Annotated in this window: 15 protein-coding genes; all 15 read left to right on the top strand. The window is 33.8% G+C overall.

The genetic code is table 11. From position 1 onward, the window contains the following. Positions 1 to 258: 258 nt before the first annotated feature. A complete protein-coding gene (locus tag VXN63_RS03960; protein WP_327756676.1) occupies positions 259 to 1,314 on the top strand; it encodes a glycosyltransferase family 2 protein in 1,056 nt (351 codons plus the stop codon). 30 nt (positions 1,315 to 1,344) lie between these two features. Continuing rightward, positions 1,345 to 2,763, top strand: coding sequence for a lipopolysaccharide biosynthesis protein (locus VXN63_RS03955; RefSeq protein WP_327756675.1), 1,419 nt, complete (start codon positions 1,345 to 1,347; stop codon positions 2,761 to 2,763). Between the two features lie 28 nt (positions 2,764 to 2,791). After that, on the top strand, positions 2,792 to 3,718 hold the full coding sequence (locus VXN63_RS03950; protein ID WP_327756674.1) for a glycosyltransferase family 2 protein: 927 nt from the start codon (positions 2,792 to 2,794) through the stop codon (positions 3,716 to 3,718). A gap of 162 nt (positions 3,719 to 3,880) precedes the next feature. Next, complete coding sequence (gene wecB, locus VXN63_RS03945; RefSeq protein ID WP_327756673.1) at positions 3,881 to 4,996, top strand: non-hydrolyzing UDP-N-acetylglucosamine 2-epimerase; 1,116 nt, start codon at positions 3,881 to 3,883, stop codon at positions 4,994 to 4,996. Between the two features lie 17 nt (positions 4,997 to 5,013). Then, positions 5,014 to 6,393, top strand: a complete 1,380-nt coding sequence (locus VXN63_RS03940) for a sugar transferase (protein WP_327756672.1) — start codon at positions 5,014 to 5,016, stop codon at positions 6,391 to 6,393. Between the two features lie 36 nt (positions 6,394 to 6,429). After that, on the top strand, positions 6,430 to 7,599 hold the full coding sequence (locus tag VXN63_RS03935) for a hypothetical protein (RefSeq protein ID WP_327756671.1): 1,170 nt from the start codon (positions 6,430 to 6,432) through the stop codon (positions 7,597 to 7,599). A gap of 20 nt (positions 7,600 to 7,619) precedes the next feature. After that, positions 7,620 to 8,738, top strand: coding sequence for a polysaccharide pyruvyl transferase family protein (locus VXN63_RS03930; RefSeq protein ID WP_327756670.1), 1,119 nt, complete (start codon positions 7,620 to 7,622; stop codon positions 8,736 to 8,738). Positions 8,739 to 8,773: 35 nt separating this feature from the next. Beyond that, complete coding sequence (locus tag VXN63_RS03925; RefSeq protein WP_327756875.1) at positions 8,774 to 9,790, top strand: glycosyltransferase family 2 protein; 1,017 nt, start codon at positions 8,774 to 8,776, stop codon at positions 9,788 to 9,790. 68 nt (positions 9,791 to 9,858) lie between these two features. Beyond that, a complete protein-coding gene (locus VXN63_RS03920) occupies positions 9,859 to 11,490 on the top strand; it encodes a cytidylyltransferase domain-containing protein (RefSeq protein ID WP_327756669.1) in 1,632 nt (543 codons plus the stop codon). 14 nt (positions 11,491 to 11,504) lie between these two features. Then, entirely contained in the window at positions 11,505 to 12,566 is a 1,062-nt protein-coding gene (locus VXN63_RS03915; protein ID WP_327756668.1) for an N-acetylneuraminate synthase family protein, read from the top strand. 102 nt (positions 12,567 to 12,668) lie between these two features. Further along, positions 12,669 to 13,706, top strand: coding sequence for a glycosyltransferase family 2 protein (locus VXN63_RS03910; RefSeq protein WP_327756667.1), 1,038 nt, complete (start codon positions 12,669 to 12,671; stop codon positions 13,704 to 13,706). A 37-nt stretch (positions 13,707 to 13,743) separates the two neighbouring features. Next, positions 13,744 to 14,694, top strand: coding sequence for a glycosyltransferase family 2 protein (locus VXN63_RS03905; RefSeq protein ID WP_327756666.1), 951 nt, complete (start codon positions 13,744 to 13,746; stop codon positions 14,692 to 14,694). A gap of 10 nt (positions 14,695 to 14,704) precedes the next feature. Further along, positions 14,705 to 15,664, top strand: a complete 960-nt coding sequence (locus VXN63_RS03900; protein WP_327756665.1) for a beta-1,6-N-acetylglucosaminyltransferase — start codon at positions 14,705 to 14,707, stop codon at positions 15,662 to 15,664. A gap of 1 nt (position 15,665) precedes the next feature. Beyond that, complete coding sequence (locus VXN63_RS03895; RefSeq protein ID WP_327756664.1) at positions 15,666 to 17,174, top strand: O-antigen ligase family protein; 1,509 nt, start codon at positions 15,666 to 15,668, stop codon at positions 17,172 to 17,174. After that, entirely contained in the window at positions 17,171 to 18,247 is a 1,077-nt protein-coding gene (locus tag VXN63_RS03890; protein WP_327756663.1) for a polysialyltransferase family glycosyltransferase, read from the top strand. The genes VXN63_RS03895 and VXN63_RS03890 overlap by 4 nt, the downstream gene beginning before the upstream one ends. Positions 18,248 to 18,433 lie beyond the last annotated feature (186 nt).

Raw genomic sequence — 18,433 nt, 5'->3', positions numbered from 1 at the left:
AATTGTAACCCCTTTTAAAGTTCAGTTCATTCTACCATAAGTTCATAAAAGATGCATTCTGAAAAAAGCTTCTATTTCTATCCTTGTACGTAAGTTATGAATATGAAATAAACCTATTAGGATAAGATATCTGTAATCCTTTTTATTCATAAAATTAATATAATTCTTATAAATGTTTAGAAAACCTATGTTATAATGAGGAGAATTGCTATAAAATAGTAGTGAAAACACCATCTATTAGGAGTTAGGAGAGGTATTATGTTCGATGTATCCATTATTATGCCAGTTTATAACGTCTCAGCTCATCTGCCGAGGGCTATTCAGTCTGCCTTAAACCAGACAAAGATGGACTTTGAATTAATCCTTATTAACGATGGCTCCACAGATAACTCTGGAGATATCTGCGATCAGTTTGCAGAAGAAGAACCTTTACTGATTCAAGTGATCCATCAGAAGAACCAAGGATCTGGTAAAGCCAGAAACGCGGGACTTAGAATCGCGAGAGGGAAATATATATATTTTGCAGATCCAGATGACTACTTTAAACCAACTTTGCTGGCTGAAAACTATAGACTAGCAGAAAAAAGAGATGCAGAAGTTGTTGTTTTTGGTTATACAAAAGAAGTTGAAGGGAATCCTAGAGAAAGAGAGACCTTTTTACCGAGACAACCCCATTTTTATACGCAAAAAGGGTTTCGTGATCATTTCCGTAACTTTTACCATTTTACGCCTTATGCATTATGGAATAAATTATATAAACGTGCTTACTTGAAACAACATAAGATTCGCTTTGACGATCAAAAGTTAGGACAAGATGCCCTTTTCAACCTCAAAGTATACAAAGAAATTTCAAATGTGGCCTTTAATCGAAACACGTATTATCACTATGTGACACATTCTGGTTCTGCAGTTAATCGATACCGGGAAGACCGTTTTGTAATGGAGTTAAATATCGCATTACAGTTCAAGAATTTAGTTGAACATTGGGGACGCGAAAAAGAATTTAATGATTTACTGAAACAAGAATTCTGGCATCCGGTTTATCTGGAATTGGCAAACATTACACATCCTGATTGTCCGATGACAGAAGAAGAAAAAGTCGAGTGGATCAAAGCGATTTGCGAAGAAGAACACATTCGAGCGTATGTCGTTAAACAAGATTTGAAAGACCCGAATCCTTTCAGATATTTGCTCCATCAAAGAATTCAAAGAGAACGCTATTTACTAGCAATTAAATTGATGGAAAAACGAAATGCTTCAGCGAATAATTATACAAAGACGTTCCAGAAATTAAAACAGTTTTTCAAATCTTAAATTGAAATATAGTTAGGGAGAACAGGTAGTATGTTAGAGAAGTTTAAAAGTGGTTTGTTTTATACGGCTATAGGGAAATACTCAAATGTAGTAGTACAACTTGTTGTGCAGCTTGTTTTGTCTCAGATACTAACTTCAACAGAATTTGGAATCGCGGCGACAGTGAATGTCTTTTTAGTGTTCTTTCAATTATTAGCTGACAGTGGAATTGGTCCTGCAATTATTCAAAATAAAGATCTCAAGAGATCTGAAATCAATTCTATTTTCGCTTTTAGTTTATACTTGTCACTAACCTTAGCGATTTTTTTCGTTTTCCTTGGCTATCCAATCAGTTGGATTTATAACAACGTCGCTTTCGTTTCACTGAGCAGGATACTAGCTATCTGTCTATTTTTCTATGGTTTATTAGTCGTGCCTCAGGCATTACTATTAAGAGAAAAGAACTTTAAAACAGTCAACTACACTGCAGTTGTTAGTTCCATGGTTTCAGGCACTGTTTCCATTATTTTCGCAGTGATGGGTTTTAGTTATTACTCTTTGATTTTAGGAAATACTGCTAAGGCAATTATACTATTTAGTGTCTATTACTACAGGACAGGCACAACATTCAAATTCAAACTGAACTGGGAACCGTTGAAGAAAATATACGCTTTCTCTAAAAATCAATTTTTATTCAATTTTATTAATTACTTTTCCAGAAACTTGGATACGTTACTGATTGGTGCAGTATTTTCTCAAAGTGCTTTAGGGTATTATGATAAAGCCTATCAGATTACCTTGTATCCAAATAATGTGCTCACAAGCTTGGTTACATCAGTCGTTCACCCGATCATGTCTGATTATGAATCACAGCTAGATAAAATCAAACAAGTGTACTTAAGAGTATCTAACTTACTAGCTTTGATTGGGCTACCATTATCAATCTTCCTATTTTTCGCTTCCCAAGAAATTATCTATATCTTTGGACAAAATTGGGCACCGAGTATTGCATCCTTACAAATTTTATCTCTATCCGTTTGGATACAAATGATTTTGTCGTCAACAGGTGGGGTTTTCCAATCTGGAAACCGTACAGACTTGCTATTACTATCTGGTGTTTTGTCTACCATATTAAATGTCTCTGGAATCATTACTGGGATTTTATTTGGAAGAATCGAAACGGTTGCTCTTTTCTTGGTCATTGCCTTCGCGCTGAATCTTATTCAGGCAAACTACTTGTTGATGATCAAAATGTTTAATGCTTCTATACTGGAGTTTCTAAAAGTACTGATAAAACCCGCTATACTAGCAGCGATGCAACTAGTTGTATTCTTACTCCTACCAACGTTGCCGTTCCACTTTTTCGTCGTTTTAATCATCAAAGGGATGATTTTTGCAGTCGTATGGATGATAGGAATTGTCATTACTGGAGAATTTAAAAAAATTAGAACAGAACTTCTCGCTCGTTAAGCGGAAAGTTGGATAGGAGGCGGTTGTTATGAAACAACCACTTGTTTCAATTATTATTCCTACATATAACGTAGAGAGATATATTGAAGAATGCTTGGACTCTGTTTTAGCGCAGACCTATGAAGCACTAGAAATTATCGTGATTGACGATGGTTCAACGGATGCAACGCCTTATTTGCTTAAACAGTATGAACAGAACGTAACCTTAATGCTCAACAAAGAAAACAGAGGTCAAGGGGCTGTTAGAAACCAAGGTACTGAAAAGGCATCTGGTGAATATCTTTTATTCGTTGATTCAGATGATTGGATTGAAAAAAACACCGTAGAAACACTAATCTTTAAAGCGCAAAAGACCGGAGCGGATCTTGTAAGATTTAACGGACAGTCCTTTTCTGAAGGATCGGAACAATTTGAACATAGTGTAGACTATGATTTTTCTTCTATACTCGATGAACATATTATTTATGAAGGCGAAGTTTTATTAAGTAAAAACCAGAAGGCATACTCAGCTTCGCCTTGTTTATACATGATAAATAAAGAAATAATTGATATGGAACAAATTCGTTTTCCAGAAGGTATCTTGCATGAAGACGAATACTTTACGACGAAAATATTTATCTCTTCCAAAAAAATGGTATATGTGAATAAAACTTTCTACCACCGTAGATATAGAGTAGCTTCTACAATGACTGAAAGTACACCACTTCATAAAAAAAAATCCTTTGATTCTTACATGGAAGTCTTTTGTTTGATTGAAAGTGATTATCAATCGAATCAATACAATTTGATTGAAAAAACTTTTCTAAAAAGACAACTGATTTCTATCTATAGTGGCTTGCAACATAGTCAAGTGGAACCTAAAATGAAAAAGCAGTTAAATAATCTTAGAACGATTAAATTACAAGATAAGCTAAGAATTAAGATTTCTATTTTGAGACAAAAGTTAAAGAAATGACCTCTAAAGTACATGGAGTTAATGAAAACTTCACACCTTTTTAGGTTTTTTTTATGGTAAAATACAAGTTGAATGCTTAGAAACCTACAAATAAAATCTTTTAGCAGTCTTATGAGTAACCAAGAAGATTGCGCTATTTAATGTAAAAGGACGTTTTACTTAATGATGAAAAAGAAAATTGGTGTCGTGTTTGGTACAAGACCCGAAGCTATAAAAATGGCACCTGTAATCAAAGAGCTAGAAAAACATAAGAATCAGTTCGAAACGGTTATCATTGTTACTGCTCAACATCGTGAAATGCTCGATCAAGTTCTTCATGTTTTTAACATCAATCCCACCTATGATCTAAATGTTATGAGACCTAAACAATCCTTGTCTGATATTACAGTTAATGTAATGAAAGGACTCGAAGAAATCTTCCTAGATGAAAAGCCAGATATGATACTGGTTCATGGAGATACAACCACAAGTTTTGCTGCAGCCTTGGCAGCTTATTATCAACAGATTCCAATTGGACACGTCGAAGCTGGACTTCGCACATATGACAAATACTTCCCGTTTCCAGAAGAAGCGAATCGTCAGTTGATCGACAACCTAGCAGATTTGTTTTTTGTCCCAACTGAGTTAACTAAGTCGAACTTGTTAAAAGAAAATAAATCAGAAGATCAGATTATGGTAACAGGTAATACAGCCATCGACGCAATTCAGTATACGAAGCAATTGAACGTGAATCATGAGTTACTAAATACGATTCAAGGTTATAAAAAACCCATCTTGTTGACCATGCATCGAAGAGAAAATCATGGAGAACCGATGAAACAGGTATTTAAGGCAATAAAACGAGTGGTTAATGAGCATGAAGATGTTGTAGTGGTTATGCCTGTCCACCTAAGTCCGGTGGTTCAAGAACTTGCTAAGGAAATGCTATCTGGAAATGAACGAATTATATTATCTGCTCCTCTTGAAGTGGATGCGTTCCATAAAATACTTTCTAAATCTTACCTTGTATTGACGGATTCTGGAGGCTTGCAAGAAGAAGCTCCAGCCTTTGACATTCCGGTCTTGGTGTTAAGAGATAAAACAGAACGACCTGAAGGCTTCACTGCGGGCACGTTAAAGGTGATTGGTACAGAAGAAGAAAAAGTGTACCAGTCAATTGAGCAATTATTAAACAATCAGGTCCTATACAATAAAATGGCTAAAGCTGATAACCCATATGGTGATGGAACGGCAAGTCAAATCATTGTAAATACAATTAAAAAATATTTTAATAAATAGTACTAGGAGGTTCACTCATGGCCCAATCAAGCGGTTTTGATCGAACAAAAAAAATAGCAATTGGGATAGTAGATGTGATTATTTATCATTTTTCTATCGTATTATCTTTCCTCATTCGATATAGTTGGGAATTACCACAAAGGAATTATGAAGCATACCAAAAAGCAGATACTTATATATTAATCGTATTTGTACTTTTGAATATTCTATTTGGTATTTATATTCTTTATAACAAACAAAAAACTGACTTCTTATATTTAACAATCATCGTTCAGTTATTGATGTCAGTAATGATTATGGCAATGACATTTGTTGGAAGATGGTTCGCTTTTCCACGAACAATCATCTTAATTAGTTTTATATTAAGTACAATTTTCTTGTTTTTATGGAGAATCTTCATTTTTAAACTGTACGAAAGAATTGATGGTACAAAAAAAGTTATGGTTGTAGGATCAGAAAAAAATTGCAGAAAAGCGATTCACAACTTTGAAAATTCTAAAAATAAAAGACATGTTATCACCAAAGCCGTTGTGAATGATTTCTATAACAATGTCAAAAAGCATATGCGCTCTGTAGATATTGTCTACATGGCAGGACATGTTGAAGAAGAAGAAAAAGTGAAAATTTACGAAATGCTGATTAGAAATCAAACGAAACTGTTTTTGAATACTAGTTTTGAAAACATGGTGCTAGTAAATCCCAATATGATGAGTATAGAGGATGAAAGTATCATTGAAGTATCTAATTTTCAAATTCCACCTGAAGATGATTTGATCAAACGGATGATTGATTTAATGGTCTCATTAGTACTGACTGTTATCGCTTCACCGATCATGCTTGTGACAGCGATTATCATTAAAGCAACTTCTAAAGGTCCAGTATTTTACAAGCAAGTTAGAATTACAAAAGATCAAAAAGAATTTAATATACTGAAATTCCGAACTATGAGTGCTACAGCGGAAAAAGATTCAGGACCAGTGCTAGCGAGTGCAAATGATGCCCGCGTTACTACAGTGGGTAAGTATTTAAGATCGCTCCGAATCGATGAGTTGCCGCAATTACTGAATGTTCTAAAAGGTGATATGGCTTTAGTTGGACCTAGACCTGAAAGACCTTTTTTCGTAGATCAGTTTAATAAAGAAAACCCTTATTATTATCTTAGACATAATGTGCGAGCTGGAATAACTGGGTACGCACAAGTATACGGAAAATATGCTACAGACTTTAACAGTAAATTGAATTTTGATTTAGTCTATATCAAAAAATATTCCTTTATACTTGATATCAAGATACTTCTTCAAACGATAAAAATATTATTTGATAAAGTTTCTTCTCAAGGTGTAGAGGAAGAAGTTGTTATAGGAAATATCCCTGAGTCAGTTGAACTGATTAAGTAAAAGAACCTACTATGTATTTTATCTAGGAGTGAAGAGATGCATTATTCAGTTCAAACGACAAAGAATATAAGTACATTTGATATGATCCTACTATCTATTATAGCGTCGCTATTTGTTTTCAGCGACTGGATTGTAGGAGCTTTTTCTTTGACAGAACTATTGATTTTTCCAACAGTCCTTATTATGGCTGTAGCGAAAAAAATATCCCTGAATAAAACAGCGATTTTGTGGATGGCACTCCCGATTGGGTTTGTCGCGATTCATACGCTGATCAGTTATCTTTCCAATGAAGCTTTCGACTTGAAAGTTGGTTTATACGGCTTAATCAAACTTTCTTTTTATGTCGTTGTAATTTCAATTTTCATAAGTTATATTAAAGCAAATAATTTTCAAAAGAATTTTTTGACTATAAATAACGTTGTTGCTGTTATTATTGGTTTAATAGGTATTTATATTACCGTTGCCATATACTCAGACGGAATCCTTCCTTATGAATTCTTTTGGCGATTCACTCGTTATGACGGTTATTTGTTTTCAACAGATACATTTTACGTTAGAACGTTGAGTATTTTTTATGAGCCAGCTCATATGGGATATTACTTAAACACCATACTAGCGATTAATCTATTCAGTAAATTTAACTTCAAACTCAACTATTTCTTTAACTTTTTAATTGTTATATTCGTACTGACGACTTTTTCATACAGTGCAATTGCCGTGATGGGTATCCTACTGGTACTGTCGTTCATAAAAAGAGTTGATTTCAGGAAAATCAAACTTGATTGGAAATTGTTGATCCCGATTGTAGCATTACTGATTATCTACTTTGTTTTCCAAGAGACAATCCATACTACTATTATCGATAGAACAGTTTTAATTTTGCAGGGTAAAGAACCTTCTGTTAACGAGAGGCTAAAAGATAGTTGGAAATATATTAATGAAAGCAATATCTGGTTAGGCAATGGAATTGGTCATACACCAGTTGTTTGGCATAATTTCGCCTATATGATATCTGAATTTGGAATCATAGGAATTGCGTTATTCTCAGGATTCTCACTTTTCCTTACTTTTAAAAACGTACCCCTAGGCCTATTTTTCATTGCAATGAACTTTTCTAAAGGTGGTTATCTATCGCCTGCGTTTTGGTTCTTAGTAATGATGATCTTGCTTTATGATACTTTGGTTGACAAAAAACACTATAAATAAAAGATTATCGAGGAGATAAAATGAAAAAAAAAGTTGGTATTCTTACAATAACGGATTACGGAAATTATGGGAATAGATTACAAAATTACGCAACACAAGAAATACTAAAAGGTAAAGGGTTTGAGGTAACTACCGTAAAGAGTAGGGTAGGGAACCAAATCGAAAAATCATTCAAAGAAAAATTAAAAGAGTTTAGACCAAACGATATTTCTCGTATCATAAAAAATAGAATGAACAACAAAAAGCATGCTGAGGTTAAAAGCGAAAGATATTCTAAGTTTGTTAAATTCAGTAAAGACAATATCAAAGAGACTCCTTATACAGTAACGGAAGAAGCAATTCCTAGTGATATTGATCAACAATTTGATTATTTTGTAACTGGAAGTGATCAAGTTTGGAACCCAAATTATAGAAAAGGTTCGGGTATTGATTTCTTAACCTTTGCATCTAAAGAAAAACGTATAGCTTTATCTCCAAGCTTCGGTATTTCAACGATTCCTTCTGAATATAGAAACAAATATAGTAAGATGATTGAAGAAATGGCACACCTCTCTGTTAGAGAAGAAGCTGGAGCAAAAATTATAAAAGAACTAACAAACCGCGAAGCCGAAGTTCTTGTAGATCCTACTTTGGTTTTAGAAGAAGTTGAATGGAAGAAACTTTCAAAAAAACCAAACATTATCTCTGATAAGAAATACTTACTGACTTATTTCTTGGGGCCTATTGCAGAAAAAACGCAGGCGTTCCTAGATAAAGTCTCTTCTGAAAAAAATCTAGAGATCATTTATCTGCATGATTTAAAGAGATCACCTAGCTATTATTCTGTTGATCCTTCTGAGTTTTTATATTTAATTGATCACGCGGAGTTATTTTGTACAGACTCATTTCATGGTTCCATTTTTTCAATCGTCTTCAAAACACCTTTTGTAGTTTGCGATAGAATAGAGAATAGCGAATTGAAAATGAGTTCTAGAATTGATACCCTATTAAAGAAATTCAGTTTAAGTGAACGTCACGAATCGCAAAGTTTAGGACTATCGGTTGAAGAAGTGCTGGAGCTGAATACGAGTCATATTGAAGACGTTTTGATTAAAGAAAGAGAACAATATATCAACTATATAGATAAAGCGTTAGTGTAAAATATGTTTATAGACTTAAGTGAAAGTTGGAAAAAATGGTGAAGTTAAGTGTCGTTGTTCCAGTGTATAATTTAGAATCGTACATTGATCAATGTATTGAGAGCGTAATAGATCAGACCTATTCTGATTACGAACTTATTTTAATCAATGACGGATCAACTGATAATAGTCTAGAAAAATGTCATCGTTACGCTCAAAAAGATAGTAGAATTAGAGTTGTTGATAAGGAAAATGAAGGGATTTCTCTTACTAGAAATAGGGGGATTCAAGAAGCTTCATGTGAATACATCTTTTTTATTGATGGTGATGATTGGATACATCGAGAAACACTTGAGAGTTACTATAATATTATCAAAAAGGATCAGACAATAGATCTCGTATTCGGAAGAATGTCCCTGTTTTTTGACGGAGATGAGCAGTTAAAAGCAGATGAATTCATTGTTGAAAACGAATGGGTTTATCAAAAAACGGGAAAAGCCTCTTTTATGTCCATTGTTGATCATATTGGATTCATGCGATTAGGAGTAAGAGGTCTTTTTAGACGACAGTTTTTACTTGAAAATGGATTGTTCTTTAAACCAAATATGTACAGTGAAGATGTTGAGTGGATGATGAATTGCGTATTGCATGCAAAAAAATGTGCCAGCAATGCAAATCCTTATTACAACTATAGAGGCCGACGCAAAGGCTCCTTGGTGAACACACCTTCTATCGATAAAGCTTTAGATGTTTATAAGATATATTCTTGGTGGATAGATAGAGCTGAGACAGAAACAGACAAGTCATTTAAACAATATTTCTTTAATGAAATAGCAGAAAGATATATCAACACATTTATAGAGTTTTCCTATCAATTTGTGCCTAGTAATACAAACATGACGAACTTCCACAAAGTTGTGAATAAGAATAGGAAGATCATCAAGAGAAGTAATCGAAAGGCTACTTTAAATAAGGGAATGCCTCTAGTTATACTTGGTTCCAAAGTGACATCTAGACTGTATTACAGTATAAAAAAACGTAAAAATAAAAATGCAGATCCTAGCTATTTTTAATAGGCTTTAATCAGTGGAAATAGCGGGTTTATTGATTAATTGAGTAGAAGATAAAGGAGAATGACGAAATGAATATACTCGCTGTAATCCCTGCAAGAGGGGGATCAAAAGGTATCCCTAGAAAAAACGTGCGATTTTTAGCAGGTATTCCGTTAATTGGGTATGCCATAAATAACGCGTTGAATAGTAGTTATTCGATTGATGTCTGTGTTTCTACAGATGACGTGGAGATTGAAAGAGTCGCTTTAAACAATGGTGCGGAAGTCATTAAACGATCTGAAACGCTATCAAGTGATGCCGTCACACTCGATCCAGTTATATACGATGCATATAAAAAAATGAGCGAAAGTAAAAACAAAACGTACGACTATGTTGTTACTCTTCAAGCAACTTCGCCATTGTTAACGGTTGATGTACTGGATGAGGCATTAAAAGATTGTATTGAACATGGATATGACACACTATTGAGCGCTGTCAACCAGGCACACCTTCACTGGGAACAAAACGATCAAGGGAAATTCGTGCCGGGGTATACTGAGCGACTAAATCGTCAATACTTACCTAAACGCTTTGTTGAAACGGGTGCATTTTTAATTACGAAAGCTGAATGCATGAGCCCAAATGCTAGAATCGGATCAAATGTATCAGTTTTTGAAGTTCCAGCATGGCAATCAATTGATATTGATACGGCAGAAGACTGGTGGATAGCAGAAAAACAATTAACTAAGAAAACTGTAATCATTAGGGTAGAAGGTTATTCAAAAATTGGGCTTGGCCATGTATATAGAGGCTTGTCATTGGCATATAACTTGATAGATCATGATGTGAGCTTCGTTGTTAGCAAATATTCTGATTTAGGGATAGAGAAAATAAAGGATAGCCATTTCAAGTATGATATTATAGAAGATGACTTCGAGATGGGGAAAATTATTGAGGCTAGAAAAGCTGACATTGTAATCAATGATATGTTGAATACAGAATATGATTACATAAACTATCTAAAAGGTCTGGGAGTTAGAGTAATCAATTTTGAAGACTTGGGTGATGGTGCTGACATTGCGGATGCAGTCATCAATGATTTGTATGCTCCTCAAAAACCGGGCGACCATATTTATTGGGGTAGTGATTACTACATTATACGCGACGAATTTCTTCTAAGTAAACCGAGTGAAATTAGAAATGATGTTAAAAATATTCTAGTCATTTTTGGCGGTGTCGATCCTAGTAATCTTACATTCAAAGTCTTTCGCGCTATTGAAAAAAGCAATAGCCTTGACGGTGTGAAATTCACCATCATTGTTGGCCCGGGATATCCGCACTACAAAGAATTGACTAAATTAGCAGAGCAATCTACTTCAAATATTGAAGTCATTCAAAATGTAAAAGTTATGAGCGAACATATGAAAGAGGCAGACATAGCAATTTCTTCTCAAGGAAGAACCATGTTAGAACTTGCAGCGATGGCTGTTCCCACCATATTATTAGCTCAAAATGTGAGAGAACTAAAACATGAATTTGGTTATTTGAATAACGGGTTCATCAACTTGGGGCTTGGAGATATTATTGAAGAAGATACAGTTAAAGATACGATTGAATGGTTGACGAAATCTCATCAAATAAGAAATCAAATGCATAGCCAAATGCAACAAAGTAGTTTGAGAAGTGGCTTAGATCGCGTTATGAAAATTATATTTGACTAAAGGAGAGTATCATAATGAGTATATTTAAAACAATTGAAGAACAAGGGTATTATGTTATTGGAGAAATTGGTGTAAACTATTACGATATTGCAAAAAAAGAAAACATTACACCAATGGAAGCTGCTAAATTGATGATTGACAAAGCAAAAGAGTCTGGTATGGATGCGATTAAATTTCAAACGTATAAAGCCGGTACGATTGCTTCTAAATTTTCACCATCATATTGGGATACTTCGGAAGAATCCACTACATCACAATATGAATTGTTTAAGAAATTCGATTCTTTTGGTTATGAAGAGTATAAAGAATTATCAGAATACAGCAAGCAACTAGATATCGAATTTTTCAGTACTGCTTTCGATTTTGATTCTGCTGATTATCTTAATGAATTAATGAGCATTTACAAGATATCTTCTTCAGACCTTACGAATTTACCTTTTATTGAGCATCAAGCAAAAAAAGGTAAGCCCGTTTTGATTTCAGCGGGGGCATCTACAATTGAAGAGATAAGAGCGGCTATTGAAACAATTAAAAATACAGGTAATCAAGACATTGTCTTACTTCACTGTGTTTTAGAATATCCCACACCGTATGAGCATGCGAATTTAGAAGTTATTGAACTTTTAAAAGAAGAGTTCCCTGAATGCATAATTGGATACTCAGATCATACTAAGCCGGATGAATTCATGGATGTCGTTAAAACTGCTGTTGCTTTAGGTGCACCAGTTATTGAAAAACACTATACGTTAGATAAAACACTACCAGGAAACGATCACTATCATGCGATGGATCCTGAAGACATGAAAAAACTAAAAAGTGCTCTAGAGTTTCAAATGAAAATCAGAGGTAGCAAAGAGTTAAATTTAGATACGCAAGATGCAGCAAGAAAAAATGCACGTAGATCAATCGTTGCTGAAACCGAAATACCAGCTGGTACTGTAATCACTAGAGAAATGATTACGTTTAAACGTCCAGGACATGGTATATCGCCTTCAGAGATTGACAAAGTGATTGGTAAGAAAGCGAAAAACACGATAGAAGAAGATAGTATTTTAGAATATGATTTACTAGATTAAAGATAACGCATCTCAGGTGACGAAGCATTTGGTAGTGATTAAATGCGATATCTAATGAGATGCTTTTTCTTTGACGAATTGGACGAAAGTGAGAGAATATTTATGAGTACACCATTTTTTACATTAGTGATGCCCGTTTATAACGCGCAAGATCATATACTAAAAACGCTGACGTCAATCACTACACAGACTTTTAGAGACTATGAAGTCATACTGATCAATGACGGTTCTACTGATGGTAGTACGCAGATTATTGAAAAATTTATTGTAGATAAAAGCCAGTTTAAGCTTATTAATATAGAAAATAGCGGACCAGGTTCTGCAAGAAATCACGGTATCGAATATGCGAAAGGGACTTATTTGCTTTTCGTTGATGCTGATGATGTATTAAAGAAGACAGCTCTCAACGATAGGCATGATCTTTTAGTTGAATCAGAAACAGACTTACTAATATCCTCTTATAATATGAAAGTATTAGACGATGGAGAAGTCGTTAATGAGAAATTGACTGAAGCGCCTGATAGAACGTATCAAACACAACAAGATTTTAAAAATGACTTATTTGAACTCATGGAAAAACAATTGCTTTATGTCGTATGGAACAAAGTTTACAAAGTAGATATTGTAAGAAAAAACGGTATTACTTTCCCGCCTTACAGAAGTTGTGAAGATCGGTTATTCAACTTAGCTTATTTTGAAAACGTGCAACAAGTAAAACTTGTAAATCAAGTTTTATATGAATACTATTTTGACGGAAGAGGCGGCTTAACAAATAAGCATTTCTCTAACAAATTTCAAACGTTTGTTGAGTTCTATGAGGCTTGTTTGAAAATTTCACAAAAAGACACAAAAGGATTCAGTGCATTATTTTTGAAGGGCGTAATGTCGAGCATCATTCCAATCTATTCTGTTAGCACATTTACGTTTAAAGAAAAGCGTCGATATATAAAAGAGATTCTTCATCATGATAGAGTTGTTCAAGCTTCTAAAGAAAGTTTGCGAAACTCCTTAATGAGAAAAGTGCTAGCGACGGTTTTTAAACTGAAATCTGTTCTTCTTATGTATGTAACTTCTTGGCTTTTGTATAAGGTCAGTAATACATCTCCTAGATTTATTGAGAAAATTAAAGGTAACTTTTAGTAGTTGATCAACGATATGAATAGAAAATGGTGATAAAGTGATTAGTGTAGTAATGCCAGTATATAACGTAGAAAAATCTCTAAGAAAAGCAGTAGCAAGTGTTCTGAACCAAACTTATAAGGAGTTAGAACTGATTCTAGTTGACGATGGATCAACGGATACTAGTGGTAGGATTTGTGATGAACTAGTAAAAGAAGATAACAGAATAAGTGTCATTCATAAAGAAAATCGCGGCTTATCTTCTGCCAGAAATGCAGGGATTGAAAAGGCGTCAATGGAATATATTACCTTTATTGATAGTGATGATTATTTCGAATTAGATGTTTTTGAGAAATTTATTGAAAAAAAGCAAACCGATACAGAAGTATTTGTCTTTAACGTTAGACGAATCAGTGATAAGACTATTCGAAATCTAGACAGTATAGATGAAGTCGTTTTGGATAATGAACAGTCAATTAGTCATTTATTCCTTCATAAAGGAACAGATTTTTATGCTTGGAATAAAATTTATGCGAAATCATTGTTTTCTAGTATTCGCTACCCTGAGGGACATTTATACGAAGATATCGTTCCATCGTTTAGGCTTATACTTGCTGCGAAAAAGGTGCAGTTCACAACCTTTATTGGATACAACTATATTCAAAATACTGCAAGTATCGTAAACGCAGACTTTAACCCTAAACAATATGATAATGTGGAACAGCGTGTCATCTTGCTGGAGCTAGTGAAGAAACAAGTTCCGAATTTGGAGCCGTTAGCTTATGATAAGTTAATAGATGGTTTCCTTTCTACAGGGTATAAGTTATCTCTATCGAAAGGCTCAAATCATACAAAAGAATATTATAAAATCTTAAAAACCGATATTAAAAAGTACAAGAACACAGTATTGTTACAAAATATTTCAATGGCAAAAAAAATTGCATTGAAAATTTTACAGATAAATTTATTCTTATATGGTAAAATGTACAAGATTTATCTAGGTAAGTAAGGAGTAACTAATGATTAAAATTGCATATTTAATACTAGCACATAGCGATCCTGAAAATTTAAAAAGGCTTGTAGATAGACTCGACGATCACAAAGCCAGTTTTTTTGTGCATATCGATCAAAAGACTGATGTAGAAAAGTTTAAAAACTACTTAGTCGGTTACAAGGATGTTCATTTTATTGAACAGAGATACAATATATATTGGGGTGGGTTCTCAATTATACGTGCGGAAATTGCACTGGTTAGGGCCTCTATTGGATCTAGTAAACAATTTGATCGTTATGTACTGCTCTCAGGGGCTGATTATCCTATAAAATCAGCGGATTATATTTACGACTACTTCGAAAAAAATAAAGAAATAGAGTTTATAAGAGGAATCAACCTTGAAAAATTGGAAAATAAAGAATTATTTGGAAGTCATATAGATTATTGGCAAAAACACGATTATCCCTTTATTCGTAAAACAAATACGATTTTCTTCACAGCATTTAGAGCGTCTATCAATAGGGTTTTGAGAAACTTTAAACTATCGAGCAAAATTCGTCATGACAAATTCGACTTATACCACGGGTCACAGTGGTGGGCACTATCCGATGACTGTCTCAGGGAATTGATTGAAACATATGACCAGAACAAAGAAGATTATAAAGTATTTGAAATTATGTTTGCACCAGATGAGAAGTTTTTTCATACACTCTTTTTCAATTCAAACTATTCAAATCGTAATCAAGCAAGTGGGCCTGATCAACCGATTCAGATGGATAAAAGAGGTGAAGACACTTCGAGACAAACTTCACTACTGGCCAACATCCACTTTTTGGATGCATCAATGACTAAATGGTTCACGAAAGAGGACTATGATCTATTAAAAAATAGCGAAAAGCTTTTCGTGAGAAAAGTTTCTACCGATAGGTCAGAAGCTTTACTGGAAAAGATAGATAAAGAAATTTTAAATAAAAGGACTGTTTAGAATGACAATCAAAAAAGTGTTGGATAATTATTTATTGAATCCTATGATTTACAGGTACGTTAACCTCGTGATTTTTATGGTTTATTTTATTCCGAGTGCATTAAATATAGAGAATATACCGATGAAAATTTCATTCGTATGGGGATTAGGTGTAATAGCTTACGATTTTGTAACAAAAAGAAATATGCTAAAGCAACCGTACTGGCTTATTCTTGCTTTGCTAGCGGCTTCTTATCTGGTATCCGTTGTTACGAATTATCCCTACCAATTTCCAGATACCGCTATCAATTGGGGATACTTGATCATATCTTTGTTTATCTTTTACGCGTTTGATACAAAAGAGAGTAAGCAAAGTGTAGATAAGAAGATAAGAATTTTTAATGATATTTTTATTTATGCAACACTCGTGTTGGGATTGATTGCAATCGTCCTCTTTGTATTCAATATTTCTTATAGAGTACCAGCGGGACTAGGAACCTTTACATTAAGACAAGGATTTATCGGAAGTAGATTGTTTGGTGTTTATACTAGTCCTAATATCGGATCGATGTTTGGTTATGTATCAGTCGTATTGATGCTCGTAAATAACCATTTTAAAAGAGGTACATGGACGAAATTTCAAACTTTATACGTGATTAATGGTATCGTACAATACATATTCTTTGTATTGTCAAAATCTAGAGGTACTCAAATTACGCTCGTAGGTCTGGGTTTTATGCTCTTTTCTATTGCCGTTCTATTAAAAATTAGCAAAAAAAGAAAATTAACTTCAGCATTGAAAATCTGGGGACTAGGAGTAGGATTGTCACTACTTGTCTTTTTCTCAGTAAGCCGTACGGTAGAAGAAACCCTAAGTTACGTTCCTTCTACTATTGAAGTCGTTAAGTATGAAGCAAGCAATTTATTTAACAATGATAATGATACTGAGGTAGATCCTGACCAAGATCCTGATAGCGAAGTTGAAGAAAAACCAGCACCGCCTACCTTCTCGAGAGTAGACTTAAGATCCGACGAAGGCGGGGAGCTATCCTCTGGTAGGTTCAGTATTTGGATGGCAGGCTTACAATTGGTTAAGCAAAAACCGTTCTTTGGTGTTGCGGATACAGACATTTATAGAGGAATTGAAACAACAAATCAAATTGACGAAAGTCAGTTATCTGACTTAGATATTTCTGAATTACAAAGGGCAAGTGGGAATATGCATAACACCTATGTATCCGTCTTAGCAAAATCAGGGATTGTTGGGTTTACCCTTTTAGCTGTATTCGTCGTTTTAATCTTAAAAGACAATATCGTCTATATGTTATCTGGAAATTTCAACCTCAAAAATCCAAGTGACCAACTCTACCTTATTATCTTTGTGTTTTTACTTTCACTATTTGTAAATGATGTCGTTGAAAATCATTTAATCATGAATAATAGAGATGTTATCGGTTTAGTGTTTTGGACATATCTAGGGTATTTAAACTTTGTGAGGTCTAAGCTTTCAGCGGATGAGGAGCTCGCATGAACGCTTTTATAGCCTGGACACCTCTGCATTTGATCAATATCATTAATACGAAGGTTCACTACTTTGATGATGAACTGAATGACTTGTATATATATAATGAATTTAAAGGCGCGCAACAGCTTTACGATCGTGCCGTTGATATAGACATATTCGATAACGTATATCTGATTAAATACAATCAAATGACTAAATCCTATATAAAAACTGCAAATTTGTTATTCAATCTAAACGGATACAATCTAAGCAAAGATGCTTACGAAAATATTTTCGTACAAGGAGATAATTATTTTGCTAAGCTATTCTATGCTTATGTAAAAAGTAACAACCAACAAGTCAAATTGCATTACATTGAAGATGGCATTGGTGCTTACGTCGAATCAAATATATTTGATTTGAAAGCTAAAAAAAATAGATTGATTAAAGTCATTAATAAAAATAGCATATATCGTGCAAATTTTGATAAATACTTTGTCTATGAGCCCACTTTAGTTCAAGTTGATTCAAGAAACAAATATTTGGAATTGCCAAAGTTAAAAGTAAATACAAAAGCCTATAACGCAATTATTTCGTTATTTGAAAAAACATTAAATAGTTTAGATAGGGTAAAATCTGTAAAATATGTTTTTCTGGATCAACCTTTCCAGGCAGATGGAAGTGAAATCAACGAATATAAGATATTTGATATTGTGCAAAAAGCTATAAAAAATCAGAACGAGCTAGCTGTTAAACTTCATCCGCGTTCTGATAAACGTAAATATGGCAAGAGCAGAGTTATTGATACAGACTTGCCTTGGGAGCTATATTGTTTAGCGAATAAAGCTGAAAACACTACTATCATTAGTATGGCTTCTTCAGCTGCGTTCACGCCGTCCATGATGTTCGATATGAAACTACCGGTTATATATTTAGCTGAAATGATTAAAAATGAATTTTTTAGTGATCAGTCAGATACTGCTGCTGTTAATACTTGGTTGGAAAATGCCATTAACGTAGGGAATGTATTGAACATTCGAATGCCAGATGAAATTAACATTCCGAAAACAATCAATGACTTTCACAAATTTGTAGACTAAAAAATATTCGAAATCCTTTTTTTTGAGGTTTCGAATATTTTTTTAAGTTTAAACGCTTTCTGAATTAATATAAGACTAATCACTACACATGTTATGTTATTTAAATTGTCACAATAACTATATTGTAATCTTACTAATGTACGGTAGAATATAATTAGATGCGAAATAATCGTATTTAACTCATAG

It is taken from the genome of Marinilactibacillus sp. XAAS-LB27, assembly GCF_036039175.1.
In the GTDB taxonomy this organism is placed as follows: domain Bacteria; phylum Bacillota; class Bacilli; order Lactobacillales; family Carnobacteriaceae_A; genus Marinilactibacillus.
Note: the sequence above shows the minus strand (reverse complement) of the source record. Positions and strands in the feature narration are given on the sequence as shown.

Bases quoted from the DNA above. Each gene is read 5' to 3' on its own strand.
- VXN63_RS03935 (WP_327756671.1), top strand. From the start codon at position 6,430: ATGCATTATTCAGTTCAAACGACAAAGAATATAAGTACATTTGATATG.
- VXN63_RS03890 (WP_327756663.1), top strand. From the start codon at position 17,171: ATGAACGCTTTTATAGCCTGGACACCTCTGCATTTGATCAATATCATT.
- VXN63_RS03950 (WP_327756674.1), top strand. From the start codon at position 2,792: ATGAAACAACCACTTGTTTCAATTATTATTCCTACATATAACGTAGAG.
- VXN63_RS03925 (WP_327756875.1), top strand. From the start codon at position 8,774: ATGGTGAAGTTAAGTGTCGTTGTTCCAGTGTATAATTTAGAATCGTAC.
- VXN63_RS03930 (WP_327756670.1), top strand. From the start codon at position 7,620: ATGAAAAAAAAAGTTGGTATTCTTACAATAACGGATTACGGAAATTAT.
- VXN63_RS03915 (WP_327756668.1), top strand. From the start codon at position 11,505: ATGAGTATATTTAAAACAATTGAAGAACAAGGGTATTATGTTATTGGA.
- VXN63_RS03920 (WP_327756669.1), top strand. From the start codon at position 9,859: ATGAATATACTCGCTGTAATCCCTGCAAGAGGGGGATCAAAAGGTATC.
- VXN63_RS03960 (WP_327756676.1), top strand. From the start codon at position 259: ATGTTCGATGTATCCATTATTATGCCAGTTTATAACGTCTCAGCTCAT.
- VXN63_RS03940 (WP_327756672.1), top strand. From the start codon at position 5,014: ATGGCCCAATCAAGCGGTTTTGATCGAACAAAAAAAATAGCAATTGGG.
- VXN63_RS03910 (WP_327756667.1), top strand. From the start codon at position 12,669: ATGAGTACACCATTTTTTACATTAGTGATGCCCGTTTATAACGCGCAA.
- VXN63_RS03900 (WP_327756665.1), top strand. From the start codon at position 14,705: ATGATTAAAATTGCATATTTAATACTAGCACATAGCGATCCTGAAAAT.
- wecB (WP_327756673.1), top strand. From the start codon at position 3,881: ATGATGAAAAAGAAAATTGGTGTCGTGTTTGGTACAAGACCCGAAGCT.
- VXN63_RS03895 (WP_327756664.1), top strand. From the start codon at position 15,666: ATGACAATCAAAAAAGTGTTGGATAATTATTTATTGAATCCTATGATT.
- VXN63_RS03955 (WP_327756675.1), top strand. From the start codon at position 1,345: ATGTTAGAGAAGTTTAAAAGTGGTTTGTTTTATACGGCTATAGGGAAA.